Origin of the sequence: Lactiplantibacillus sp. 30.2.29 (assembly GCF_018991255.1) — a bacterium.
GTDB lineage: Bacteria > Bacillota > Bacilli > Lactobacillales > Lactobacillaceae > Lactiplantibacillus > Lactiplantibacillus pentosus.
Genome location: NZ_JAGYGU010000011.1, coordinates 1 through 24,888, shown reverse-complemented (window position 1 = coordinate 24,888; position 24,888 = coordinate 1). Strand labels below are relative to the sequence as shown.

Annotated in this window: 21 protein-coding genes and 1 pseudogene; 20 read left to right on the top strand and 2 right to left on the bottom strand. The window is 45.3% G+C overall.

Annotated features, from left to right (window positions below; translation table 11 throughout):
* The first annotated feature begins 2 nt into the window (after nucleotides 1-2).
* From KGF65_RS07445 to KGF65_RS07410, 8 genes are all read left to right on the top strand, one after another.
* A complete protein-coding gene (locus KGF65_RS07445; protein WP_088770760.1) occupies nucleotides 3-641 on the top strand; it encodes a CBS and ACT domain-containing protein in 639 nt (212 codons plus the stop codon).
* 1,249 nt (nucleotides 642-1,890) lie between these two features.
* On the top strand, nucleotides 1,891-2,658 hold the full coding sequence (locus tag KGF65_RS07440; protein WP_050340157.1) for a WxL domain-containing protein: 768 nt from the start codon (nucleotides 1,891-1,893) through the stop codon (nucleotides 2,656-2,658).
* A gap of 79 nt (nucleotides 2,659-2,737) precedes the next feature.
* Nucleotides 2,738-3,778 (top strand): DUF916 and DUF3324 domain-containing protein, encoded by a 1,041-nt coding sequence (locus KGF65_RS07435; RefSeq protein WP_216748228.1) that lies wholly within the window; start codon nucleotides 2,738-2,740, stop codon nucleotides 3,776-3,778.
* Nucleotides 3,779-3,842: 64 nt separating this feature from the next.
* Nucleotides 3,843-4,238 carry a cell surface protein gene (locus KGF65_RS07430; RefSeq protein WP_146127398.1) on the top strand — a complete coding sequence of 132 codons (396 nt, stop codon included), beginning with the start codon at nucleotides 3,843-3,845 and terminating at the stop codon, nucleotides 4,236-4,238.
* Entirely contained in the window at nucleotides 4,213-5,724 is a 1,512-nt protein-coding gene (locus tag KGF65_RS07425) for a cell surface protein (RefSeq protein WP_216748229.1), read from the top strand. The genes KGF65_RS07430 and KGF65_RS07425 overlap by 26 nt, the downstream gene beginning before the upstream one ends.
* A gap of 513 nt (nucleotides 5,725-6,237) precedes the next feature.
* Entirely contained in the window at nucleotides 6,238-7,203 is a 966-nt protein-coding gene (locus KGF65_RS07420; RefSeq protein ID WP_101872910.1) for an ABC transporter substrate-binding protein, read from the top strand.
* A gap of 27 nt (nucleotides 7,204-7,230) precedes the next feature.
* Nucleotides 7,231-8,232 (top strand): ABC transporter permease, encoded by a 1,002-nt coding sequence (locus tag KGF65_RS07415; protein WP_216748230.1) that lies wholly within the window; start codon nucleotides 7,231-7,233, stop codon nucleotides 8,230-8,232.
* Entirely contained in the window at nucleotides 8,129-8,896 is a 768-nt protein-coding gene (locus tag KGF65_RS07410) for an ABC transporter ATP-binding protein (RefSeq protein WP_216748231.1), read from the top strand. The genes KGF65_RS07415 and KGF65_RS07410 overlap by 104 nt, the downstream gene beginning before the upstream one ends.
* A 621-nt stretch (nucleotides 8,897-9,517) precedes the next feature.
* On the opposite strand, the pseudogene nagE reads toward KGF65_RS07410, so the two are convergent.
* Nucleotides 9,518-11,510: pseudogene (nagE, locus tag KGF65_RS07405) on the bottom strand (N-acetylglucosamine-specific PTS transporter subunit IIBC).
* A 525-nt stretch (nucleotides 11,511-12,035) separates the two neighbouring features.
* On the opposite strand from nagE, the gene KGF65_RS07400 reads away from it, so the two are divergent.
* The 11 genes from KGF65_RS07400 (at nucleotide 12,036) to KGF65_RS07350 (ending at nucleotide 22,298) form a co-directional block, all read left to right on the top strand.
* Nucleotides 12,036-12,689 carry a nitroreductase family protein gene (locus tag KGF65_RS07400; RefSeq protein WP_101872914.1) on the top strand — a complete coding sequence of 218 codons (654 nt, stop codon included), beginning with the start codon at nucleotides 12,036-12,038 and terminating at the stop codon, nucleotides 12,687-12,689.
* A gap of 232 nt (nucleotides 12,690-12,921) precedes the next feature.
* Nucleotides 12,922-13,458: a MarR family winged helix-turn-helix transcriptional regulator gene (locus KGF65_RS07395; RefSeq protein ID WP_050340166.1), complete on the top strand. Its 537-nt coding sequence runs from the start codon at nucleotides 12,922-12,924 to the stop codon at nucleotides 13,456-13,458.
* Nucleotides 13,459-13,485: 27 nt separating this feature from the next.
* Nucleotides 13,486-15,243 (top strand): ABC transporter ATP-binding protein, encoded by a 1,758-nt coding sequence (locus KGF65_RS07390; RefSeq protein ID WP_105924170.1) that lies wholly within the window; start codon nucleotides 13,486-13,488, stop codon nucleotides 15,241-15,243.
* A 291-nt stretch (nucleotides 15,244-15,534) separates the two neighbouring features.
* Complete coding sequence (locus KGF65_RS07385; protein ID WP_101872915.1) at nucleotides 15,535-16,416, top strand: ROK family protein; 882 nt, start codon at nucleotides 15,535-15,537, stop codon at nucleotides 16,414-16,416.
* Nucleotides 16,417-16,800: 384 nt separating this feature from the next.
* Nucleotides 16,801-18,066 (top strand): sensor histidine kinase, encoded by a 1,266-nt coding sequence (locus KGF65_RS07380; RefSeq protein ID WP_181185384.1) that lies wholly within the window; start codon nucleotides 16,801-16,803, stop codon nucleotides 18,064-18,066.
* Nucleotides 18,059-18,781 carry a LytTR family DNA-binding domain-containing protein gene (locus KGF65_RS07375; protein ID WP_216748232.1) on the top strand — a complete coding sequence of 241 codons (723 nt, stop codon included), beginning with the start codon at nucleotides 18,059-18,061 and terminating at the stop codon, nucleotides 18,779-18,781. The genes KGF65_RS07380 and KGF65_RS07375 overlap by 8 nt, the downstream gene beginning before the upstream one ends.
* A 185-nt stretch (nucleotides 18,782-18,966) precedes the next feature.
* Nucleotides 18,967-19,392, top strand: a complete 426-nt coding sequence (locus KGF65_RS07370; protein WP_158296965.1) for a DUF2712 domain-containing protein — start codon at nucleotides 18,967-18,969, stop codon at nucleotides 19,390-19,392.
* 66 nt (nucleotides 19,393-19,458) lie between these two features.
* Nucleotides 19,459-20,253 (top strand): hypothetical protein, encoded by a 795-nt coding sequence (locus KGF65_RS07365; RefSeq protein WP_216748233.1) that lies wholly within the window; start codon nucleotides 19,459-19,461, stop codon nucleotides 20,251-20,253.
* Complete coding sequence (locus KGF65_RS07360) at nucleotides 20,237-20,926, top strand: hypothetical protein (protein ID WP_216748234.1); 690 nt, start codon at nucleotides 20,237-20,239, stop codon at nucleotides 20,924-20,926. The genes KGF65_RS07365 and KGF65_RS07360 overlap by 17 nt, the downstream gene beginning before the upstream one ends.
* A 20-nt stretch (nucleotides 20,927-20,946) precedes the next feature.
* On the top strand, nucleotides 20,947-21,657 hold the full coding sequence (locus KGF65_RS07355) for a hypothetical protein (protein ID WP_105924166.1): 711 nt from the start codon (nucleotides 20,947-20,949) through the stop codon (nucleotides 21,655-21,657).
* Between the two features lie 2 nt (nucleotides 21,658-21,659).
* Entirely contained in the window at nucleotides 21,660-22,298 is a 639-nt protein-coding gene (locus tag KGF65_RS07350; RefSeq protein WP_105924165.1) for an ATP-binding cassette domain-containing protein, read from the top strand.
* A 655-nt stretch (nucleotides 22,299-22,953) separates the two neighbouring features.
* Here the strand turns inward: KGF65_RS07350 and KGF65_RS07345 are convergent.
* A complete protein-coding gene (locus KGF65_RS07345; RefSeq protein WP_101872926.1) occupies nucleotides 22,954-23,655 on the bottom strand; it encodes an esterase in 702 nt (233 codons plus the stop codon).
* 192 nt (nucleotides 23,656-23,847) lie between these two features.
* Between KGF65_RS07345 and KGF65_RS07340 the strand changes: the two genes are divergently transcribed.
* Nucleotides 23,848-24,753 carry a DMT family transporter gene (locus tag KGF65_RS07340; RefSeq protein WP_101872927.1) on the top strand — a complete coding sequence of 302 codons (906 nt, stop codon included), beginning with the start codon at nucleotides 23,848-23,850 and terminating at the stop codon, nucleotides 24,751-24,753.
* Nucleotides 24,754-24,888: the final 135 nt, after the last annotated feature.

The window sequence follows — 24,888 nt, the reverse complement described above, 5'->3', positions numbered from 1 at the left end:
GTATGAGTGTTGCAGATTATATGACCGCCCACTTAGTCGTTGTCAATCCGAAAACGACCATCAGTGTAGCGGTAGATTTAATGAAGAAAAATTCAATTCACCGGTTACCGGTCATGGATGGCAATCAAATGGTCGGGTTAATTACGCACGGTATCATCCAACGTGCGTTACCTTCGCAAGCGACGAGCTTGTCGGTCTACGAATTAAACTACTTATTAAATAAAACGACCGTCGATCAAATCATGACGACTGAGGTCCAGACCGTTGCGGCGGATGCCCAGTTAGAGGCCGCCATTGCGACCATGCGCCGGCACAAAATTGGTGTCTTACCGGTCATGAATGATCACCAAGTTGTTGGTATTATTACTAACAACGATATTCTCGATGCGTTTTTGAACATTACCGGCTACGGTGAACCCGGTATCGTGACGCGGGTCGTCATCCATCACGACCAAGTCGGTGTCATCTTCGCAATCAGCAAGGTGCTGGCAGCCAATGACCTCAGTATTCAAACGTTGATGGTCGTCAACCACCAAGCCACTAAAATCATTGAGCTTCACGTTAACAGCGAGCTTGCGGAACCGGTGAATCAGGCCTTGATTGCTGCGGGCTTCGATGTGCAGCCAGTTAGTCAGCACTAACGATTTGTCATGAATCGTGACTAAATCATGCCAATTTTTAAGTTCAAAAGCGGCCAGCTGAGACCCGCTGGAAACAGTGCGAGTTAGCGTAAACCTGCTATTGTAGCAACGTCCTACGCCAGCTTCCAGGCATTCGAATGGCGGACATTTGCGGACCCAACCTTTGTTGGATTAGTCGTCGGTTCTTAGCACACGGTCATTTTGATAGTCAACTGTGAGACTGGCTCTAACAATAGCCTAACTTTCTTACCCGTGCTTTAATGCTTCGGACACTTGGCTTCACAGAACTTGTCAGAATTTTCTCTGATCGTTTGAGCTAGCAAAGTCTCAAATCATTTCACCAGTATTTAGATGCTATAAATCATCATAGATGCGAATTCAACGCTTGAATGAAGGACCGGTCACTAATATTCAGTGACCAATTGCACCCAGATAGGTGGCCGTTTATTCGCCATTCGAGTGGCTTCCCGACTGGAGGAGTCGGCTGACAATGCTCAGTAGCCAAATTATTCTTAGCTGGGAGTGGGTTGCTTCCGGCTTAGAATAAGACTCGTATTTGAAATTGCGCAGTGACTTTCTGCGTGAGTTCAAATCGACGTCGGCTTACGTTCCAGCAATTGTCAGCCGGCCCCGGAAGTCGGACTAAGGCGCGCATCGGCTGACGGACAGTAAGCCTAACAATTGGCATGATTTAATCATGATTCATGTCGGCAAATCGTGAGTACTACTAGACAAGTAAAGACCTTAATTAAGACGCCCCAAGCCAATCTGCTTGGGGCGTTTTTAAGCGCTGTTCATAAATCCCGTTATCGTTAACCAAGCGATACGAGGTATAAACTTTTTTATATTTAATCGTGACAGTTTCCACGGACCTAATAGTTGTGAGGAATAAACGAAAACAGTTCCGTGCCAGGACTTATACGCCATTATCAATCAGATGAACATAAGTTACTGGTCGAACAATAAAATGACTATTTAAGCATAATTAGTTATCGATATATAAATAAAATGGTGATTAGCTGAAGCCTATCCGTTGACATAATGACAGCGGTTAAATTTTGTGACATTAAATTGCGCACTTAACAAAAATTTAATAATTATTATGAAACGTCCTATAAATGTTGACCCTATTGACTTTTAACGCTTAATCGAGAAGTGATGCAAAGATTAAGGGGTTGTAATTGTTTGCGGATGTGGTAAATTATTAATGCAGTTAATGAATTAGGTCAAACAAAGGGGATGTCACATTATGAAAAAAGTAGTAGGCAGTCTACTAATGACGAGTACGATGTTATTAGGTGCGTTGGCACCGATTGTTGCAAACGCCGCAGATGGGGAGAACCGTAGTGGGACGACTGATACAACGGCAACGTTTACAGCCAACACCACCAATCCAGTTGATCCGGTAGATCCAACTGATCCAACGAAGCCATTAAATCCTGGTGACGGGGACAACGGTGCCAGTGCTGGTGCGGGCTTATCATTGATTTATGCACCAAGTAAGTTAGGTTTCGGTTCTAACCAAATTGACGTCATCAATAATCAAAGCTACGCGGCTGATGCTTCTAGCACTGTGATGATGGGGACGACTAATAAGGTTGGGTTACAAGTCTCTGACCAACGTGGGACCAACGCCGGCTGGACGCTGAGTGTTGCGGCCGCTGATGGGACGGATGGTAACTTGAGCAGCTTGAAGGGCGCTACACTTAGCTTGCCTGCTGGAACGGTTACTTCGACTGGTGCCACTGCTGGTTCTGGTAGTACCGCTGGTAACGGCGCAACTGGTCAAGCCGTTGACTTGGACTTAGGTAGCCAAGCGTCAACTAGTGCTGGTGCGACCTTTACGGGTGCGACTTCTGGAGTTGTCCTGACCGCCGCAGATAAGAACGGTGCCGGGATTACTTCTGACTTGCTGGACCCAACGGCAATCAAGTTGAACGTTGTCGCGAACACGGCTTCCGCAACCACGTACAAAGGTGTTTTGAACTGGACATTAACGTCATCCGCAGATAATTAAAATAACGAACACATGAGATGACCATTGCCAAGCAGTGGGCGTCTCTTTTACATAAAATGACGGTGGGGGGACGTAAATCATGAAAAAATTAATGCAAAGCATCGCTGCAATTTTATTTATCGTCGGAGGCTTGGCAGCAGCCATTCCGGCACAGGCAGCCAATAGTAGTACCAATAATATCGGTTTCAGCGTATCGGCCCAAACACCTGATAATCAGATTGATAAGCAAGCAACCTTTTTTGATTTGAAAATGAAGTCTGGACAAACGCAAACGTTACGGACGCGTATCTATAACACGACTAATCGTTATATTCGCGTGAAGATGGGCATTCATACCGCCTATACCAATTCGGCGGGAGCCATCGAATACGTGACACCGGCGAAAAAGTATGACGCGTCACTGCGATATCGAGTGGACCAATTGACTAAGATTCAGGGCCCAACTACCGTAACGGTACCGGCTAACGGTTCCAAAGTCGTGAGTGCTAAAACCACGATGCCGACGAGTGATTTCAATGGGGCGTTACTTGGTGGCTGGTATTTCAAACGAGTTGATCAAAAAGTGACCGGTGAAGTCAAAGGTGCGACCAACGTTAGTAGCGTCTATTCCTATGTGATTGGCATCAAGTACAGTTTGGGGACCGCGCCATCACCAGTTTTAAAATTGAGTGACGTTTCGGCTGGGATGGTCAACTACCACCGTAGTATTGTCGCGACGTTACGCAACACAACGGCGGTCATGATTCCGCGGGTCACCATGAAGACGGTGGTCACGGCCAAGGATAGCGATAAGACTGTCGTTAAAGCGACTAAAAAGGGCGTGATGTTAGCCCCGAATACGACGTTTAATTATCCAATGTTGTTGAATAAGCAGAAATTACAGGCGGGGACTTACCACTTGCACATGGTCGCAACCAATAGTGATCATAAGTGGACTTTTGACCGCGATTTCAAAATCAGTGCGGCGACGGCCAAGACGTATAACGATGACACGGTCGACGATAACGGGATCAGTATTTGGTGGCTGATTGGCCTTGGGGCGTTCGGCATGCTGATCATCGTGTTACTAGTATTATGGCTGGTACTCTGGCTCAAAAAACGGCGCCAAACGCAAAAATAAGTTATAAATTAGCAAGTTGATAAGCGGTGACCATGGAGACTCAGGAAAAAGGGGGGACTGACCGATGTGGAGACGACGATTGATGGGAATCGGATTGGGGCTACTTGTCTGGTTATGGTTAGGACCAGCTGTGCTGGCAACGGCGCAACCGCTGGGAACCACTGAGACTCAGATTAGTTTTTATGCGGGGCCCAAATCAACCACGCCAACAGCGACGGGCCAAATTCCACAAGGCGATACGATTTATCAGACACGGCGAGTATTGACGCGTGAGGCTGACTTTGCTGGCCAATTACAGCGTACTTTGACGACGGGTCAGTTACCACAAACCGGGGAGTCGCTGCGCCGCTATCAGCAATTGTTCGGGGTGCTCACATTAGTAGCGCTCGGATTAATCTGGCAAATCAGCCGGACACTAAGGGGAGGGGACACGCGTGCGACGTTATCAAAAAATCATTAGTCTAAGCTTATTGCTGGTCAGTGGCCTGTGCCTCTTATGGGGATTGCGATTGACTGGGCATGCGGCTACTGGATTGACTTCGGCGATGACAACGATGCCGACGAGCAGTACCTCGTACTATTCGATTTATGAGACTGGGAATGTCGTCGGTTATAACATTTCTGGTGGGATTGGGTCGTATCCTAAGCTGACTAAGGTCACGGCCAACTATGCCAATGAGGGGCGGCTCTCCACCAAAACGACTAGTATGGCGTTGACTTTTAGTGGGACGTTAACGGCTAATTCAGCTGAGATCAAATCGCTGTATTATGACGTTTTCTACAAGTCTGCGGATGCTGATTCCGGTACATCTCTAGTGACGACCACGCCGTCAAATATGGCTTATGGGACGAGTTCAGTTACGATGAACTCGACCAAAACACTTTCGGTCAATATGAGTAAACTGAAAGATGATTTGCCCGTATATGTCGGCTTCCGGCTCACAACAACTAGTGGTGTGACGGCAACCTACCGTTTAGCTGTTTTTAACAAGGTTAGTCTGAAGACAACACTGGATACACCAACCTCGACGGATAGTAAATTGACGGGGAGCGGAATTGCCGGTAATACCGTCAGCACGACCATCAATGGGACGACCTATACGGCGACGATCGGCAGTGATGGCAAGTATGAAATCAAACTCAATAATACGTTGAATGGCGTCAGTTCCGTCACGGTCACGCAGACTGGTGACGCCGATTACGGTGAATCCGAATCAGTTACCAAAGACGTGACGGTCGCACCATTGACGATTAAGAGTACGACGACTAGCGTCAACTTGTCGGTCACTGATTTGGAAGGCCTGACGAGTGATGCGGATGTTGTGAGTTGGCTGGTCAAACAAGCCGGGGTCGTTGCGACTAATCCTAGCAATGCCAGTGACACAATGACCTATTATGCTAGCGAGTCGGATCTACTCACAACGTTCAAAGGTCTAGCTGATAATGGGAGCACCACGGTTCACGTTTATGCGAAGAGTGCTAGTGGTTTGAAGTCAGAAGAATTGGCCCTGCAAGTCACTAAGTTAGCGGGGACCTTATCCTTTAGTGAATTGAGTAGTAGCCTCGGATTTGGTAACTTAACGGTGCCAGTCAATCCGACCGTCTATCAACCGACTAGCACGATGAACGTGACGGTCGCGGACACCCGCTCGACCGGGTCTAAGTGGTACTTATACGTGAGTGCGACACCGCTGACATCCACGACGGTAACAGGGCGGACGCTAAAAGGTGATCTGATTTATCGCGATGGTTCCACCGATACGGTACTGACAAATCAATCCATGTTGGTCCAGCAAGGCCAAAAAGTCGCCGGTACTACCGACACCAAGGTGACGAGCGACTGGTCCAATACGAAGGGCATTGGCCTTTCTGTACAGCCCGGAATCTACGCTGACACCTATCAAGGGACTTTGAAGTGGACCCTGACTGATACGCCGGATAACTAGGATAATCAAGAATAGAGACGTTCCCACAACAGCAAGTTTACGGCAACCTAGCACTGTTTCCAGTGGTTCTCAACTGGCCGCATTTGAACTTAAGAATTGCTCTGTTTCAGCCACAGTGAATAAATAGTTAAGTTCAGACTTGACAAGTAAGTCACCGCCATGGTTTACTATAAGCTATAAATTGAAACGGAGGATGACAACCATGTCATTAACAACTAACCTTCAACTAAATATTCAATTTGCCTTTAGCTTTTTCTTTAGATAGCGTTTGTATTCGTTTGATGGATACAAGCGCACGCAACGCGTTTGTATCTATCGAGAGCTAAAGTTATTCAACATGACTTAAACGCCAGATAGATGCAGGGACAATCTATCTGGAAAAATATCGGGCCCGATAAAACACCAGGTGGATTCTTCCGAGAATCTAGCTGGTGTTTTTTTATTTTCAGTCCGGTTCATCAAGACGTTGATGGTATTGGGGCAAATCACACAACGATTAAGGGGAATTTCAAGATGAAAAAGACAATTTTAACAGGTGTTATTTTAGGTGCCGGCTTACTGCTCGCCGGTTGTGGCCAACAAGCAACGGCTAATAAGAAGACCGTTTCAATCGGGATTTTACAAGTGGTGCAACACGGGTCATTGGACCAGGCACGCAAAGGCTTCAAAGCCGGATTACAAAAAGAATTGAAGGCGCATGGTAGCAAGCTCAAGGTCAAGTATCGCTACTTGAATGCGCAGGGCGACCAAAGCAACTTGAACACGATGAGCCAGCAGTTAGTTCAGCAAAAGAATGATCTGTTAGTGGGAATTGCGACGCCTGCAGCTCAGGCGCTGGCAAAAAAGACGACCAGTATACCGACCTTAGTCACAGCGGTCACGGATTTAAAGGCTGCCGGATTGGTCAAGAGTGATACCAAACCGCAAACTAATGTCAGTGGGACGAGCGATTTGATGCCGGTCGGGAAGCAATTACAACTGCTGAAAAATATGGCGACTGGCAACAAGCCGTTGGGGATGATGTATAACTCATCGGAAGAAAACTCCGTGTTACAAGTCAAGATCGCCAAGGCATATGCCAAGAAGCATCACATTGATTTAAAGGTCGTCAGCGCCACCAGTACCAATGATGTCGCGAGTGTCTTAGCCGGTTTGACAGGTAAGATTTCTGGGCTGTACTTGCCGACGGATAACTTGATGGCGAGTGCGATGAAGACGATCGGTCAGAAAGCGACCGCTGCCAAATTACCAGTTGTGACTGGTTCGATTGAAATGGCTGAAGATGGCGGCACGGCGACCTATGGGCTGAACTACTATGAATTAGGCGAACAGACTGGGAAGATGGCCTACCAAGTGTTAGTTAAAAAGCAGAAGCCACAGACGATGGCGGTGCAAACGGCTGATAAGTTACACCTGTATGTCAATAAGTCAAATGCCAACGCGATTGGAATCAAACCAAGTAGTATCAAACAACCTTAGGCACGTCACGAAAGGAGTCGAAATAAGATGTTAACGACAAGTATTGGTCAGGGATTATTATGGGCGCCACTCGTGATTGGGGTCTTCTTAACTTTCAGAATTCTGAACATTCCAGATTTGACGACGGAAGGTAGCTTCCCGCTCGGGGCGGCGGTGACGATTAGTGCGATGTTGGCCGGCCAATCAGCGGTGACTGCCAGCCTACTTGGTTTCATCAGTGGCTGTGCCGCCGGATGGGTGACGGGGATGCTCGATACCAAGTTGAAAATGCCGTCATTACTGGCCGGAATTTTAACGATGACCGGGTTGTATTCAATCAATATGCACATTATGGGTAAGGCGAACATCCCGCTACTCGCGCAAAAAACGTTGATGATGGGTTTACCAGCCAGCTGGTCACCGGACTTGCAAACAATCGTTGTGGGTGCCAGCGTCACGCTAATGGTCGTGATCGTACTGATCTGGCTATTTGCGACTCGGTTGGGCTTGTCGTTAATGGCGACGGGGAACAACCCGGCAATGAGTGCCGCCAACGGTATTTATACTGATCGAATGGTGATTATTGGCTACATGCTATCCAACGGGCTGATTGCCTTATCAGGTGGGCTGATTGCTCAGAGCAACGGTTATGCGGATATCGGGATGGGCATCGGAACGATTGTGATTGGCCTAGCGTCAGTCCTCGTCGGTGAAATCTTCTTACACGGCCGCCAAATGTGGGTCCGTTTGACTGGGATGGTCGTTGGGGCCATCGTTTATCGTTACCTATTAACGTTAGCGATGGGCCTAGGATTTCCAGTCAACGACCTTAAGATTTTATCCGCAGTGATTCTCGTTATCGTGATTTGTTTGCCACTATTACAAAATAAATACCGGACCAAACGACAATTGCGCCGGTACCTCAAAGAGATTGGAGTCGATCAATATGCCACAACCAGCCATTCTGAACGTACAACACTTACAAAAGGTCTTCTTTCCGGGAACCAGCAACGAGCGGCACGTCTTAACGGACGTGAATCTAACGATTGAACCCGGCGAATTCGTGGCCGTGATTGGCAATAATGGGGCTGGTAAGTCGACACTGCTCAACACGATTGCCGGTACGCTCAGCACCGATGCCGGGGAAATCGAGCTAGCCGGGCACCAGGTAACCAATCGGCCCGTTGCGTACCGCTCACGGTGGGTCGCCCGCGTCTTTCAGGATCCCAAATTAGGGACAGCGGGTGACTTGAGCGTTGCCCAGAACTTAACGTTAGCGGCGCGGCATACCGGAAGCTTGAGTCTGCGTCGGTATTGGCGTCGTGACCAAGAAGCGCAGTATTTGAACTTATTGGCCAGCCTCAACATGGGCTTGGAACAGCGTTTGAATACCCAGGTGAAATACTTGTCGGGTGGGCAGCGACAGGCCTTATCCTTATTGATGGCCACGCTCAGCCACCCTGAATTGTTACTGTTAGACGAGCACACCGCCGCCCTTGACCCACAAACGAGCGCCGAGGTGATGGCGTTGACGCAAAAAATTGTGACGGCTAATCAGCTGACGACCATGATGATTACCCACAAGATGAGTGATGCGCTTGCGTACGGCGACCGTTTGGTGATGGTCCAAGATGGCCAGATCAAGTTAGATGTCCGTGGGGCAGCCAAACGAGCGTTGCAGGCGGATGAGTTGTTGACGATGTTTGCAGGGTAACTAAAAAAGGCGCAGCAGGTCGATTTCGAGACCGCTGCGCCTTTGTGATTAGTCGGGACCGCACCGATTAATGTAATCGGCGGGCGATTAACCAGATGATGCCGCCGACGATGAGAAAAAAGGCGACGACGGATATGATGAAGATGTAATCTCCGGTGTATACGGACATGGTGGGCCTCCTCGATTTTATCGCACTGATGCAGTATGCGTTCATTTGGGGCGATGACCGCGGTTATTGCAGGGCAACTGCTAAGTTCAGTGCAAGTAGTGTTAACTTAGTTTGATGGTAACATTTATATTTATAGACGTAAATATTTACAGGGTGTACATTGCTGGCGATCAACCTCATGGATTCGCTGGTTACACTAAGTCTTGAATGTGCACTAAAACGCTGATTTTAAGCGGATTGACACTGAAGGAATAAAAATAATTGTCTGAAAATTATTAGCCCAAGTGTTTCCATATTAAAAGCCGGTTCCGCCAGTGGGTTTCAACCACCTTTTGGAACCGGCTTTTGGATTGGTGACGCCAGCATAACGTTTATTTTATTAACGAACAATCTGCAGTCTATCTGACCAAACGATCCGATGTGATGAATGAAACGCCACCAAACCGTGTCCCTTACTTGGTAGTGACCAGCATGATTTCATCGCTGACGTTGACTTGGCTGCTGAGCATTTTGAACTTCATCAAGTTGACGGCGGCCATGTTGGTGATGATGACCATCATCGTGGCGTCCTTGCCAGCGGCGTTAATTGCGGCTAAATCAACCTTGGCCACGACTTCACCATGTTGAACGGGTTGGTCGGCCTGAACGAGAATCTCGAAGGGGCCGCCGTTTAATTCGACCGTGTCGATTCCCATGTGGAGCAGAATTTCGAGGCCGGATGCGGTCTTGAAACCAATCGCGTGTTTGGTGGGGAAGACGGTGCTGACGGTACCATCGATGGGCGCACAAATCGTCCCGTCACTTGGATTGATGGCGAATCCATCGCCCAGCATTTTATCCGAAAAGGTCTTGTCTGCTACTGCCTCAATGTCGACATATTGGCCGTTCGCCACGCTGTAAAAATCAGTCGTCACACCACTCGTGATATCCGGCATTTCAGTAGTTGTGGGGCCTTCTTCATTTGAAGTTAACGTGGTCGAAATCGGTGCATTGGCGGCTTTCAGCTTAGTGAGCGCGTCGGCGACGAATTGGACTTCAGTTCCGATAATAATTTGTAAGTTGTGTTCATCCAACTTATTGATGCCGGCAGCGCCACTGTGTTTGATAGCGGCTTCGTTGATGGTGCCTGTGTCTTTGAGTTGGAGCCGCAAACGCGTCGTACAATTGTCGATGACCGTCAAGTTGTCGGCACCGCCCAATGCGGCATAAATTTGCTTGGCTTGGCGGGTGTAGTTGTCATCATCAGCATCCGTGGCGACCAAAGCTAATGCCAAATCATCGGCATCGTCGGCAGTGATTGGGTTCGCGACCAGGTGTCATCAGATGGAACTTCTTGATGGCAAAATTAAAGCCGAAGTAGTAAATCACGGCTAGAACTAAGCCTTGTGGAATCAGCATCAGTGGATGATTGGCAATCGGGTTGCTCAGACTGAGCACGTAATCAACGAAGCCGGCTGAGAATGAAAATCCAGCGGTCCAGTGCATGAAGGCGGCAAAGGCTAGAGACAAGCCAGTGAAAACGGCGTGCAACACGTAGAGCGGCCAGGCGACGAACATGAACGAGAATTCCAAGGGTTCCGTCACCCCGGTGAAGAAGGAAGCGAAGGCGCCGGCCATCATCAATGAGGCTGTTTCAACTTTGCGTTCGGGACGTGCATTGCGGTAGATCGCGTATGCTCCGGCTGGAAGGCCAAACATCATGACGGGGAAGAAGCCACCTTGATACATCCCGGTAATCCCCTTGACCCCTTTGTGGGCGATAAATTTCCCAACATCATTGATGCCAGCGACGTCGAACCAGAAAACGGAGTTCAGGGCTTGATGTAGTCCAGTGGGAATCAATAGGCGATTGAAGAAGCCGTAGAGTCCGGCACCAACCGCGCCAAAGCCAATAATAAGTTTACCAAAGGCGACTAGTACATCGTAAACTGGTGGCCAAACGATCAGCAGGACGACACTGACGAGCAGCATCGTCACTGCGGCTAAAATTGGGACTAAGCGCTTGCCACTAAAGAAGGACAACGCCATTGGCAACTTAGTTTCGTGAAAACGATTATACAGTGCAGCTGCGATCAGACCAGAAAGAATCCCGATGAGAACGTTTCCAATTTGATTAAAAGCTGGATTGACGGTCGCAATCTTAATATTGAGCAGCGTTGCCACTGACTCAGGCTTCAAAACGTTGGTCGGTAATTCGAAGGCAACGAGGCCGGCTAGGGCTGCAGCGCCATCCTTGTCCTTGGACATCCCTAAGGCTAATCCGACGGCGAACAGTAGTGGTAACTGCCCCAAAACAGCGTTACCGCCAGCTTGTAAGAAGTGCGCGACGATATCGTTACTGGCGGCTGCCCACCAGTTCCCAATCCCAACCAGTAGCGCGGCGGCTGGTAGGACGGCGACGGGCAATTGCAGTGAACGACCCATGCGTTGTAAGTAATTCTTCATGTACAAAATCCCCCTAAAAGTGATTACTTAATAAGTGCAATCATTATTGTACGGCCTTGTAAGCGCTTTTTCAATCGCGTTATATTGGTATAGTCCATTGGTTTATTTTAGCTGACTTAATCGGGATAACTGGTCTAATTACCCAAGTAGGTTAGGGGGGGAACAGCCAGCATTTAATAATACTGGTATGAATAATGACGGGTGGTAATTAGTGCGAAAATAAATATTGGTCGTAACTGAGTGCAGCAGTTTTTAATATAACTGGCATCGCCGGGATTGTGGCAGTTGCTGATAGATACTGATGACGTTTCTCATTACAGAAGTAGACGTGGCGTAATTGACGATTGTAATTTGACATGAGTTGCGGTTATCCAAATCCGGGTGTGCGTTTCGAGCCAATAACTAATCAATGGCAACGCTGCCAAAATAATTGTGAAGTTAGACACAAAATCGGTTATAATGGAAATGTAAACGGATTCAATATCTAGAAAAATACACAGATTAAACGAACGAGGAGTGTTTAATATGACTGCAACAATGACGACTAATATTAAGAATAATGATTTTAAAGACGTTGTGTTTAACCGGCAATCAGTTCGCCAATTTGATCCAGCCGTTAAGATTGACCGGACTGAATTACAGACGATTATCGATGAGACCATCAGCGCCCCATCAGCTTGCAACTTGCAATCCTGGCATTTTGTAGTTGCAGATACGGCGGAAGGTAAGGCGAAGGCTAAGTCCGTCCTGATGAAATTCAACTATCCACAAATTGATTCCTGTTCCGCAATGATCTTCGTTTTAGGCGATACTCAGTCACACTTGGTTTATCGCGATGTTTGGAACAAGGCTTGTGAAGAAGGGCGCATCACCCCTGAAAAACGGGACGAAATCTTCAAGACGTTCCTACCAATGTATGAGAACGCGACGCCCGAATTTCTGCAAGCCGATGCGATGATCGACAGCAGTATGGCTGCGATGCAACTCTTACTGATTGCCCGGGCTCACGGTTATGACACCAACCCGATTGCCGGCTATGCCGCAGATAAAGTTGCGACGACGTTTGGCCTTGATCCTAAACGGTACGTGCCAGTCATGGCGATTGCCATTGGTAAAGCGGCCAGTCAACCGATTACGACGACCCGGTATGATGGCAGTCAAGTGACGGAATTCTGTTAAGAGACTAATTCTGTTAAAACGTGAATTTTAAATTTAGTTATCGTGGGTGTTTGCAATCAAATATTAGACGTGATGACTAATTTCTATGATTTTTTTAAACAGCTTGAACCTTGTTATGACAGGGCCCAAGCTGTTTTTTACGCTAAACGTTAGAAAATTAGTTAGTTTTTGTTGTATTAATCTAACTAACGTGCTAACATAATGTCATTCAAATTCGTAGGAGGATGATTTCATGACAGATCATAATCGAGATTTATTCAATAGTTTTGGTCAATTATTTCAGAATCGGGCGTTCATGATGGCAATGGCCCAACAATTTCATTTTGGTGACCGTGGTAATGATCGGGGTGGTCGCGGCCAGATGGGGATTTTGCGGGTATTAGCGGATGCGCCAGCGGGCTTGACGAATGCTGAGATTGCCGAAATTTTAGACATCCGGCCCAGTTCAGTCAGCGCGACCTTGAGTCGGTTGGAAGATGCGGAACTGATTACACGTGAGCCAAGTCCGCGTGACAAACGGGTCGTGATTATCAAACTGAGTGCCCGTGGACAGGAAATGGCCGCACATCGCGTCCAAGGTACCAATGATTTAGCTGACCAGTTATTCGGCAATCTAACGGACGAAGAATGCGAACAATTGCAGCGCTTATTGGCAAAATTACGCGCAAATGCGGATGGTATTGATATTCGGGAATTGATGCACTTTGGCCAGCAACATGGTTTTGGTCCTCATCCAGGGTGGGGACGGGGCCCACGGTGGTTCAACTAAATAATCGAAATACGAGGCATAAGTGAAATGGAACGATCACAAACGGCATACTCGCGTCAGTCGGGTCAGAAGTTTGATTTAAAACAGTTTTTACAATTAATTCGGCATACCAGTCCTCGTTACTGGCAACTATGGCTAGGCCTCGGATTGGGACTATTGGCGACGGGTGCGCAATTGATGGTGCCCAAGTTTGCCCAGACGCTCATCAACGGGTTTAGTCATGGTGTCAATCAGTCACTGCTAATCGGTGTGATTGCACTATTCCTCATCAGTGCCGTCATCAGTGCGTTATCAGGCACACTGCTCGGTGTCTTTGGTGAAAATGTCATGGCGAATTTGCGTGGCACGCTGTGGCATAAATTAGTGCGACTACCAGTCCGCTACTTTGATAACGTCAAGACGGGCGAGATGACCTCGCGGCTCGTAAACGATTCGACGCAGATCAAGGACTTGCTCGCCAATGCCTTCCCACAGATGGTGACGTCCTTGATGCAGTTAGTCGGCGCCATCGCCATCATGGTTCTGATGGACTGGAAGATGACTGTGATCATGGTCTTGGCGATTCCAATCGTTTTATTAGTGATGTTTCCGATTATGCGCCAAACTGGCAAGATTGGGCATGAGCGGCAAGACGCACTCGCGGGATTTAGTGGCACGGCGGAAGAAACGTTGAGTGAAATTCGACTGGTCAAATCATCGAATGCGGAACCAGTGGAAACGACGACCGGCGCGGGTCAAATCAAAACCCTTTATCGGATTGGATTACGTGAAGCAGTGTATGATTCGATTTCTGGTCCAGTCATGACGGCGACGATGATGGCACTATTTGTGGGCGTGCTGCTGTATGCATCGGCGCGCGTCGCCAGTGGCACGATGACGATGGGAACCTTAGTGTCCTTTCTAATGTACCTGTTTCAAATTATCGGCCCCGCTGGTACGCTCGGACAATTCTTCACGACCTTAGCCAAGGCGAGTGGGTCAACTGCCCGTATTCGGGAACTACTCGCTGAACCTGAAGAACAATTGACTACTGGTGACACCCATTCAGTTGCCAACGAAACGTTAGCGATGGACCATGTTGATTTTGCTTATGATGAAGATAAGCAAATCTTGCATGACGTGAGCTTTGAAGCGCAACCCAATACCGTCGTGGCGTTTGCCGGGCCTTCTGGTGGCGGTAAGTCAACGATTTTCAGCTTACTTGAACGTTATTATCAACCAACTGCTGGGCAGATTCGGATTGGCAATCAAGATATTGAGGACCTCAGCATTAATAGCTGGCGGTCACAGATTGGCTACGTCAGTCAGGATTCGGCCATTATGGCTGGTACGATTCGTCAAAACCTGACGTATGGCGCGGATCGTGACTATTCTGACGCTGAACTCTGGCGAGTCTTGACGTTGGCTTCAGCGGCAGATTTCGTCAGCGCAATGGCGGATGGGCTTGATACACAAGTCGGTGAACGCGGCGTTAAAGTCAGCGGCGGACAACGGCAACGACTGGCAATTGCACGGGCGTTCTTACGGGACCCCAAGATTTTGATGTTGGATGAAGCGACGGCGAGCTTGGATTCAGAGTCAGAAGCGATGGTGCAACAAGCACTGGGTGAATTGATGAAGGGTCGTACCACGCTGGTGATTGCCCACCGGTTGAGTACGATTGTTGACGCCGACCAGATTTACTTCATCGAAGACGGCCACGTCAGCGGTTCCGGGACTCATCAGGAATTAATGGCCAACGTCCCGTTATATCGTGATTACGTCAAGATTCAGTTCAAAGAATAATTTTGATAACCGTGATCCATTTGGCGTGAAACGCTAAGTGGGCCACGGTTTTTAGGTTACAACGGTTACTGGTTAGCCTTGCGATTGTTGTCGCGACGACATAAAATTACTGATAATTAGCGTGGCGCTGCTATGCTGACTTAGCGATAACGATCTGCTGTGCAAGTTATTATGGCGCAATAAATATGACAAATTAACGAGCAGCATGCATCGTGATAAATACATATACATTTAACCGGTGAAGCGCTATCATTAAGATAACAAGATTATTTGAAAAGGAATGATGAACGGATGCGAGCATTAGGTGTTATTGATATTGGTGGAACGACCATTAAGTTTGCGGTATGGCAGAATCGGCAGTTAGTGGCGAAAAACAAGGTGGCCACGCCAACCACGTTAGCTGAATTTTATGAAGTGCTCACCAGCCAGGTCGCTCAGATGAAGGCGGATTATCAAATCGGCGGGGTGGGCATCAGTTCGCCCGGGGCCGTCAACAAGGCTACGGGTGTGATTGAAGGCGCAAGCGCCCTCCCTTATATTCACAATTTTGAGATTCAGCCGGAATTACAACGGCGCTTTGGCTTACCGGTCAGTATGGAAAACGACGCCAACTGTGCGGCTCTAGCAGAACTCGCAGACGGTGCGGGCAAGGACGTCGCCAGTCTCTGCTTTTTAATTGTTGGGACCGGGGTCGGTGGATCCGTCATCGTTAATCATCAGATTTGGCATGGCGCCCATTTATTTGGTGGCGAATTTGGATTTACCTTATTGAACGACCATCAGATTTTGAGCGAAGTGGGGACTGCCGTTTCTGTCGCGAACCGCTACAACGCCGCACATCCGAACCAGTCTCAATTAGACGGGCAGGCGGTCTTTGAACTCGCAGCCCAGGGTGATGCCGCCGCCCAAGCAGAAGTTCAGGTCATGATCAAAGCGTTAGCCCGGGCAATCTATAATTTGCAGTATAGTTTTGACCCAGAGTTAATCGTCATGGGCGGGGCAGTCTCGAATAATCCGCATTTATTGCCAGCGATTGATGCTGAAATCGAAAAATTGCGGGCTACGGTTAAGATTGCTTCCATTAAACCTAAGGTCGTTGCGTGCCAGTATACGGATGCGGCTAATTTGCGGGGAGCGGCTGTTGATTTTGAGCAGACGTATCCGGATATTTGACAATAGCAGTTGGAATATGTAAATAGAGCGTCTAAGAAAACCATGAAATAGTTTGTTATACGCTGGAGCCGAGTGGTAAACAATCAATCAAACATTGACCCAAATTTTTGAAGAACTCTTTCATTTATGGTCAATGGTCGATTGATTTTTTTATTAAATCAATATAGATATCGAATACACCATCTTTTATTTCAAGGTTGGTGTAACTAAAAGTTAAAGAAAGTTCATAATTCAATCGTACAATCATCACTTTATTAAATTATTATGAGAATATGTGAGGAGCCTATCTTTATTGCTTGCTGTTTGGTACGTGGTCGATATGGCGGATTCGCTTTCAATGGAAATTTAGCGGATTGTTTAAGAATTTTTGTAAAAGGAGTACTTATGTTTTGGTTATTGTGTTTACAATATATTGCGGTTTTACTGTTCGGGAAGATAATCATTGAACAGTTTACATTACATATTTGGGATTTGCTGTACATTATCGTTTGCTCGATCCTCGGACTGCTGTTAAAAAGGCCAAATGTCATTTTTTTGATTGCGTGTGTTGTGATGACAAGTTTAACTTTGCTAGCGGATAGCCATCAGATTAAGCAGGCGGTCGTAGCAGCGATTGAGAGCATACTAATTCTTATTGTAATTGAGCACATTGCCAATATAATTGTCCGTTTATTGCATATATCAGACTTTTATATGTATCTCTTTATTGCTTTAGAAATTTGTTCTGGAACGATACTATTTTTTATATATAACAGGCAATCAGAGGCGGCACTTAAAAATAGTATTGGTATAAGGGAACTGATACTTTCAATTCTGACTTTAGTGATCGTATATGGTTATGTTCTCTTTATCGAGCAGAATACGACGGATTTTTATGACGTTATCTGTGATCTGGTCTTCTTTGCTTTCTTTGGTATTACAAATGTGTTGTTACAATTCGAACATCAGCGAGGTGTCAATCGTGCTGTTGAGTTAAAACATCAGTCTGCACTTTTGGATAATCATCGGCGTTATATTGCAGAAATGGAAAAACATTACACTGAAATGCGGAAATTTAGACATGATTATCAGAATGTTATTTTGGCTTTAAACGAATACTTGAAGACGAACGATGTTGAAGGCTTAAACGACTACTACCAGAATGTGTTAAAGCCAACGAGTGTTGCGTTAAGTGAGCAGAAATATGAACTTGAAGACATTAGTCATATTGAAGATAAGGCGATTAAAGGGCTATTATTTAGCAAGTTAAGTGTTGCTCAGAATGAAGGCATAATTGTAAGCTTTGAATGCCCCACTGTATTCGAATGTTTTTGTATGAAACGAATTGACTTGATTATTGCACTCGGAATCATTATTGACAATGCAATAGAAGCAACGCATAAGAGCGAAAATGGAAGCGTAAGAGTTGCATTATTTCGGGCTGATAAAGAGCAAATAATTATTGTAGAAAATACAATTGATGAAAAATTACCACCGTTGTGGCAACTTAAGAAGACTGGCTGTTCAACAAAGGGAAATAATCGTGGGTTAGGGTTAACAAATCTGCAGGAAATCATTGATAAATATCCGCGAGTTTATTTGGAAACAACGTATACCGATACTGTATTCGTACAAAAGATTATTATTGGAAAGGATCAGTTGAATGATTGAGGTCTATATCTGTGAGGATAATGTAAAACAACTGAATGCATTGGTGGAATATGTGAATAAGTATCTATTGATTCACAATGCTGATATGATGCTGGCCCGAGCAACAACAGAGCCTAACCTTTTGCTGAAGAATATTAGTAATAAACATCGAAGAATTTATTTACTGGATATTAGTTTAAATAGTCAAATTAATGGTATTGAACTTGCCAGTAAGATTCGCGAGCATGATATGAATAGTAAAATTATTTTTGTAACAACACATGTTGAGCTTGCAATGACCACTTTTTGCTACCATCTTGAAGTTTTAGATTTTATTTTGAAGGATAATCCAGAAGAGATGCAACTCAGAATTAACCAGGTATTACAATTGGCGGAAGAAAGAATTAATCAGGACATTCATATAAGTCCAGAATATATTCGAGTGAAAAGCGGAGAATTGGAGCGCGCATTAAGGATTAAAGATATTTTGTTTATAGAAAGTTCTGCAACGCCCCATAAATTAACGGTGCATTTATTTAATTCGCAAGTTTCATATTATGGGACTATTAAAGACGCTGAAGACCTGGCACCAAATTTTTTTAGATGTCATAAATCTTTTGTGGTTAATAAAGATCATATTCAGAGCATCAATAAAAAGACACGAGAATTGCACTTAACTGATGGAGAAACAATAATGTGTTCAATTTTGGCAGCTCGGATTCTAAGTAAAACTTGATTTTTGAATATGAGAATTGCTGTCAGCCTATATTTTCAATTCCTTTTATGAAGTCATAATTGATCAATTTAGCTTCTGTGAAAGATATTTTGATGTAAAAAAGCCTTTTTATGAAGAAAGTCTGCTCTTCTCGTGAACGTTGTTATGATAGGACTGTATCAAATATATGTTCAGGAGGAGTAAATATGAATTTCAAAAGAGTAGCAATGGCAGTAGGGCTGAGTGGCGCGTTATTATTATCATCTGTTCCAGTGAATGCTTCGAATGATAATCATAACTATTCATTCAGAATTTATGGTCTTAAGCAGAACTCACAATCCGCAGGGCGATATCGCCAAACTAAAAATTATAAAAATAATTGGAAAGTTAAGCTTGTTAGTTCGGGTGAGGGTGTTCACACAAAGTCAATTTTTTGGTTAGAAAAAGCGGGTGGAAAGAATATTAGCGAATCCGTCAAGAAGCAACAAGGTAAGGGAGCCAGTTATCGACGAGTCAAGTCTAGCTTTCCGGGAGGCCGTACAGTAATGCTAACGGCTCAAAATAATAATTTTAACGGTAGCGAATTTAATGTTTCTGGATATTGGGATGAAGAAACAGGTCGTATCCAATAAAGATTAGTTGGTGGATCAGTATGCTTGCTGATTCACCATTTTTGAAGGTGAAAGAATGGTGGAAGAATGCTGAAAAGCGAACTGAACAGATACGTACATGATCGACGAATACGTATCTTTGCAATTTTAATTATTGCGATTCCAATATTTGATTTTATACAGGTCCTATTTTCTCAAGATTTTATTGCTTTTGGTGACCCGAAGTACCGTTTTAATCCAATTGTGGCGAGTTTTCTTTCTGGCAGTCAGGCTGAACACTACGGACAAATCATTTTTGTTTGGTTTATGCCAATTCTGTTGTTGGGATTGTGTGCAGATCGGGTCATTCGAGATCACAAGGAGCAGTATGATGTGACTCAAATCATGCGATTAGGGAAGAAACGATATTATTTGGTTGGTTTAATGGTCAATGGGATTTTTGCTTTTGTGATAACAGGAATTGGGCTAGTTTTGAATTATTTACTAGCTTTGTTAGTTTTTCATGGCGGCAAGGACTTTTTAACAGATGATTTGGAAAATACAAATATGCTGACTTCTGAGTTGAGCTGGCAGTATGACCACACGGTATTAACGATGTTGATTGTGACCATAATGACAGTCTTATTAGCAACTGCTTTTTCGTTAGTATGCTATGTTTTAAGTTTAATGTTTGTAAACTATTATGTTGTGTACACAGTGGCTTTTGTCATTTGGTTTGCACAGATTATTTCCAAATACAGTACCACTTATTTGATGCAGCCGCTCATTGAGTATGGACTTAAATACCAAGTTCCAAGTGCGGTGATATTTGTCGCAATTAGTGGTGCAATCATCGGTTTCGGATACTGGAGGATGGTGATACGGCATGACGATTGGTTATAAAAAAGTACTAATAGTTAGCCTCCTCGCTGGCGGAAGTGTTTTATTAGTCCTTTTTTGGCTAAGATTCGTCAATGTTTCAAAGCTGTCTTTAGCCAATTTTACACAGCTTTATGATATTGAAAATCAAAATGCCGGTTATCATAGTGTCAAGCTGACGGCCACTTTTTTTACACTGTTATTGGGAATTTTAAATGTGAATCGATTTACACATGTTCGTGTTGAAAGATTGATTCGGCAGCGTCCTTTTCAATATTTCAGGTCAGATCTGATGCGGATAGTATTAGTCACACTTGCTTTTTGTATCTGGTTTTATGGTATTGATGCGTTGCTATTATTGGTGTTCATTCCGAAAAAGCTTTTGTTGACACCACTAGTTATTGCTACACTTGTACTGCGTTTTATATTAGCCATTGGTTATTATGTTTTAGCATGTGAATTTATCTATTGGGTTAATCTAGTTACTAAGCAGTTTGTCCTTGCTCTTTTTTTGGCACCAGTAGTGATGATTTTCAGTCTGCAACTTTGCACAAGAATGAATTGGTCACATCCGTTAACGACTCTTGACACGTTTGGTGATATTAGTCTCCACGGATTGGATTTAGTGCCAATTGCTCAGGGTGGAATTCAGCTCGTGTGTTTATTATTACTATTATTTTATTTGAATGTGTGGTAGCTAGGTAAGCGTGATTTCTTATGAGAAAAGTAATTGGTGAAGATGCCATTTTGATTCTATGCTTGGTTGCATTCTTGCTTTTTATGTTTATGGGGCTTAAGTTTCCCTTAACATGGTCGTCGATATGGCAAATACCTAGTTACCAAATGAACACCTTTAAAATGATTGCGCTGAACTTGCCTTGGTTAGGCGTTTCTTTTTATCATTTTGTCAAGATGCGGGCTAGTTTTGAGGAATCATTTATCTTAACAATCTTGCGATTAGGTGTCATCAAACGAATTTGTTGGCGATACAATGTTCGTTTGATGAGGGCCTCGGTGATGGTCGTTATCGGCTATGTCGGTTTGGCTGAGTTCATTGCTGTTGTACTGAAGGGGAAATGGCTAGTTATGGACCAATGGAACATTTGGGCGCCCGTTCTAATGCTAACTTTGGCTTTTAGTATTGGTCTCTCTCAATTAGTTATTAGTATTTTTGTGGACACGAGGGTTGGCTTACTAGTTCAGTCATGTTACTCACTTTTTTCAATTATAGTTGCGCGCTTGCTGGTACTAGACAGTCATGCGCAACTAGGAGTGCAGATTTTCTTTTGGCCGCAGTGGCTGACAACGGTGAGACTAGTAAATCTTCATTATTCAGGTGTCATGATGGCCATGGGCATGGTTATTATTATTTTGGTTTTAGAACTTGCACTGTATATCGCCGTTAGACGGAAAGATTGGTTGGGTTAATTATGGAAATAAAAGTAAATGATATCGTCAAAAAAATTCGCGGACAGCTCATTCTTGATCATATCAGTTATCAGTTTCGTAGTGGTCATATCTATGGATTAACTGGAATTAACGGCTCTGGAAAAACGATGCTTTTGCGTGCGTTGGCAGGGCTGATTCACTTGAATTCAGGTGAAATCTGTTTTGATGATCAAGTCTTGCATCGTGACATGGATTTTGCCCCTAATACAGGTATTATTATTGAAAATATGCGTTTATTACCACAATTTAATGCATTCGATAATCTGAAGCAATTGAGCAAAATTCATGGCGTCGCAACAGATGCAGACATACGCTGGGCGTTAGAGGCGGTCGGAATGAAAAAACAGATCAATGCACCCAAGCTAAAGGACTATTCGTTAGGGATGCGACAAAAACTGAATATTGCTCAGGCTATTTTTGAACATCAACAAGTCATTTTGTTAGATGAACCAACAAATGGATTAGATACTGAAAGTGTCAAAATATGCATTCAAACGCTGAAAGAATTACGTGAGCAGGGCTGTTTGATTATCTTAGCAAGTCATATTAGTGATGATATGAGCCAATTAGCAGATGTTCGACTGACATTAGATGCCGGAAAACTAGTGCAGAATGCCTAGCAGGTCGTGCTCGTTAATTTGTCATGAATCATGATTAACTCGTGCCAGTTGGTGGATTCCTGTTCGTCAGCTGATGTGCGCCTTATTCCGACCTCCGGGGCCGGCTGACAACGCTGGAACAGGGCGGACATCGATTTGAACTCACGCAGAAACCCACTGCGCAATTTCAATTACGAGTCTTCTTCTAGCCCGGGAACCCCACCCGGACAAAAAGAACTTCGCTCTTGAGCATTGTCCGGCAGTCCGGCCAGTCGGGAAACCGCTCGAATGGCGGATAAACGGCCACCTATCTGGGTGTAATTGACCACTGAATATTAGGTGACTGGTCCTTCAGATAAACTCATAATCAGCAATGACGCTGATTTGTGGCATGTAAGTCCTGTGAAGATGGTCTAGAGATCATTGATAAGTATTACTGGTAACTAGCTTTAAAATTCACCGATAGTATTGCCTTGCATCTAGGAATCAAGGTTTGTAATCTTGGTCGTCTAGAAAATCAGATGACTGCTGGACAGTCCTCAAAATCAAAATCCCAGTACGCTGATGAGAATCGTTAGCGTACTGGGATTTTGCTGGTGTAAGTGGATAGCAATCGTCCGGAACGATGATGTGAATCATGACGAACACTTAACCTTAATTAAGAATGGAAAACGGGTTAAGGTTCCGCAGTCTTAGCCATCGTCTGACCGACCGTAGCGGTGTATTCACGTTCACCGAGGCTATTAGGATGTAGATTGTCTTTGACGAACCAGTTGTCGTTATCTTGAGCGACGTATAGCCAGTCGACCAGGTGGACATTGCTGTACTTTTTGGCAGCTGCCGCGATTAACTGGTTGTTGTCATCTTGCCAATCTTTGCCAGGAACCCGGGTATTGACCCAGTAGATCTGGTGATTGGAACCGATTTGTTCGATGATGCTGTCAATTTCTTCAGCGCTAGTCGGGCCATTAGTTCCAAGGTTGATCAGCACGTTCTTATGAATCGCGTTGTCTGACTTGAGTTGGCTGATGACAGCCGGTGCTGCGGAGACTTGGCGCCCAACTTTGGCGTTGACGTTAAAACTACCGAAGATTTGTTTCAAATCTGAAGTGGTTCGCACCATGATCGAATCACCGATACCCGTCACTTTAAGTTTGCGTAATGCATGAATTTCACTAGTTGAGAGTTGATATTTTTCACCAAGTGCACTGTCGGAAACGGCATGCGTGGCACCCTTAGTTTTGGTGTTCCCCGTAATCGCGTTACCGATGCTGACGACTTGTTGTTTGATCGTTGGTGTTGGAATAATTAACGCGCCACCAATAAAGACGACGGCGAAGATTCCAACTAACCAGTAGACTAATTTTTGATGTTTCATTCGACACCTCCATACCCCGTTATTAGATTAGCTTACCACTAATAGGCTGTCAATTACGAAATTAATATTTACGCGCCAATCCCAGTGCTGCCTTTAGTTAAGTGAGCAATCAAACGTATCTCAAAATGGTCATTGGCAAGTTCAAAGGCAGTTGTTAGACTGTAGGTAAGGTAGTTGGAGGAGCGAATTTTGATGCAGAAGAAAACAGTAGGGTTGATTTTAGCCAGTGCCGGGCCATTCCTGTGGGGCAGTTCGGGGACGGTCGCGCAACATTTATTTGATACGACCGCGATTTCGCCATTGTGGTTGGTGGCTGTGCGGATGCTGGTGTCCGGCGCGTTACTGATTGGGTATGGTGTGAGTCGCCATTTGCCGGTAATGGCCGTTTTTCACCATCCACAGGCGACGCTCAAGCTGATTTTATTTAGTCTATTTGGGATGGCTGGGGTGCAACTGACCTATTTTATGGCGATTAGCACGGGAAACGCCGCGATGGCCGCAATTTTACAATTTCTGTCGCCGGTCATGATCATCGTGTATGTGACCGTCACGACCTGGCAAGCGCCCAGCAAGGTCGATGTGATCTCCGTGATTTCAGCAATAATCGGGACGTTTCTAATCGTGACGGAGGGACAATTACATTCGTTAGCCTTGCCAGTCGTCGCAATCGTCTGGGGCGTGCTGGCAGCGGTTGGCGCGACTGTGTATACGTTGATGCCACAACGCTTACTGACTGGCTACGGGGCGACGCCGATCGTCGGCTGGTCGATGTTGATTGGTGGGGCCTTCGTGCTCATTGGGACGGGTGCATGGCGGCACGCACCGGAGCTGACGTGGACCGCGTGGGGACAAGTCGCCTTTGTCGTGATTTTCGGGACGATGCTCGCCTACTTGTTCTTCCTGCAAAGTCTCGAGTTTATTTTACCCACGACTGCGAGCGTCCTCGGAGCAATCGAACCACTTTCCGCAACCATTTTAAGCGTCTTATTCTTACATGTCAGCTTTAATTGGGTTGGGCTTATCGGGGCATTATTGATCGTGGGCGTCACCTTCTTGCAATTTGCCGCATCCCGCACCAATCCGTTTGTACCGAAGTGAAATTGCTCTGGAAATTAGGCCACTTAAGACAAATGAACGAATTAATCGTTTTATTCACAAATTCTATTGAAAATCCCCCTTGCTAGCGTATACTTTTCGTTGTAGAAAAATATGGGAATAGGGGGATTTTTTAGT

Bases quoted from the DNA above. Each gene is read 5' to 3' on its own strand.
- KGF65_RS07445 (WP_088770760.1), top strand. From the start codon at position 3: ATGAGTGTTGCAGATTATATGACCGCCCACTTAGTCGTTGTCAATCCG.
- KGF65_RS07440 (WP_050340157.1), top strand. From the start codon at position 1,891: ATGAAAAAAGTAGTAGGCAGTCTACTAATGACGAGTACGATGTTATTA.
- KGF65_RS07435 (WP_216748228.1), top strand. From the start codon at position 2,738: ATGAAAAAATTAATGCAAAGCATCGCTGCAATTTTATTTATCGTCGGA.
- KGF65_RS07430 (WP_146127398.1), top strand. From the start codon at position 3,843: ATGTGGAGACGACGATTGATGGGAATCGGATTGGGGCTACTTGTCTGG.
- KGF65_RS07420 (WP_101872910.1), top strand. From the start codon at position 6,238: ATGAAAAAGACAATTTTAACAGGTGTTATTTTAGGTGCCGGCTTACTG.
- KGF65_RS07415 (WP_216748230.1), top strand. From the start codon at position 7,231: ATGTTAACGACAAGTATTGGTCAGGGATTATTATGGGCGCCACTCGTG.
- KGF65_RS07410 (WP_216748231.1), top strand. From the start codon at position 8,129: ATGCCACAACCAGCCATTCTGAACGTACAACACTTACAAAAGGTCTTC.
- KGF65_RS07400 (WP_101872914.1), top strand. From the start codon at position 12,036: ATGACTGCAACAATGACGACTAATATTAAGAATAATGATTTTAAAGAC.
- KGF65_RS07395 (WP_050340166.1), top strand. From the start codon at position 12,922: ATGACAGATCATAATCGAGATTTATTCAATAGTTTTGGTCAATTATTT.
- KGF65_RS07390 (WP_105924170.1), top strand. From the start codon at position 13,486: ATGGAACGATCACAAACGGCATACTCGCGTCAGTCGGGTCAGAAGTTT.
- KGF65_RS07385 (WP_101872915.1), top strand. From the start codon at position 15,535: ATGCGAGCATTAGGTGTTATTGATATTGGTGGAACGACCATTAAGTTT.
- KGF65_RS07380 (WP_181185384.1), top strand. From the start codon at position 16,801: ATGTTTTGGTTATTGTGTTTACAATATATTGCGGTTTTACTGTTCGGG.
- KGF65_RS07375 (WP_216748232.1), top strand. From the start codon at position 18,059: ATGATTGAGGTCTATATCTGTGAGGATAATGTAAAACAACTGAATGCA.
- KGF65_RS07370 (WP_158296965.1), top strand. From the start codon at position 18,967: ATGAATTTCAAAAGAGTAGCAATGGCAGTAGGGCTGAGTGGCGCGTTA.
- KGF65_RS07365 (WP_216748233.1), top strand. From the start codon at position 19,459: ATGCTGAAAAGCGAACTGAACAGATACGTACATGATCGACGAATACGT.
- KGF65_RS07360 (WP_216748234.1), top strand. From the start codon at position 20,237: ATGACGATTGGTTATAAAAAAGTACTAATAGTTAGCCTCCTCGCTGGC.
- KGF65_RS07355 (WP_105924166.1), top strand. From the start codon at position 20,947: ATGAGAAAAGTAATTGGTGAAGATGCCATTTTGATTCTATGCTTGGTT.
- KGF65_RS07350 (WP_105924165.1), top strand. From the start codon at position 21,660: ATGGAAATAAAAGTAAATGATATCGTCAAAAAAATTCGCGGACAGCTC.
- KGF65_RS07345 (WP_101872926.1), bottom strand. From the start codon at position 23,655: ATGAAACATCAAAAATTAGTCTACTGGTTAGTTGGAATCTTCGCCGTC.
- KGF65_RS07340 (WP_101872927.1), top strand. From the start codon at position 23,848: ATGCAGAAGAAAACAGTAGGGTTGATTTTAGCCAGTGCCGGGCCATTC.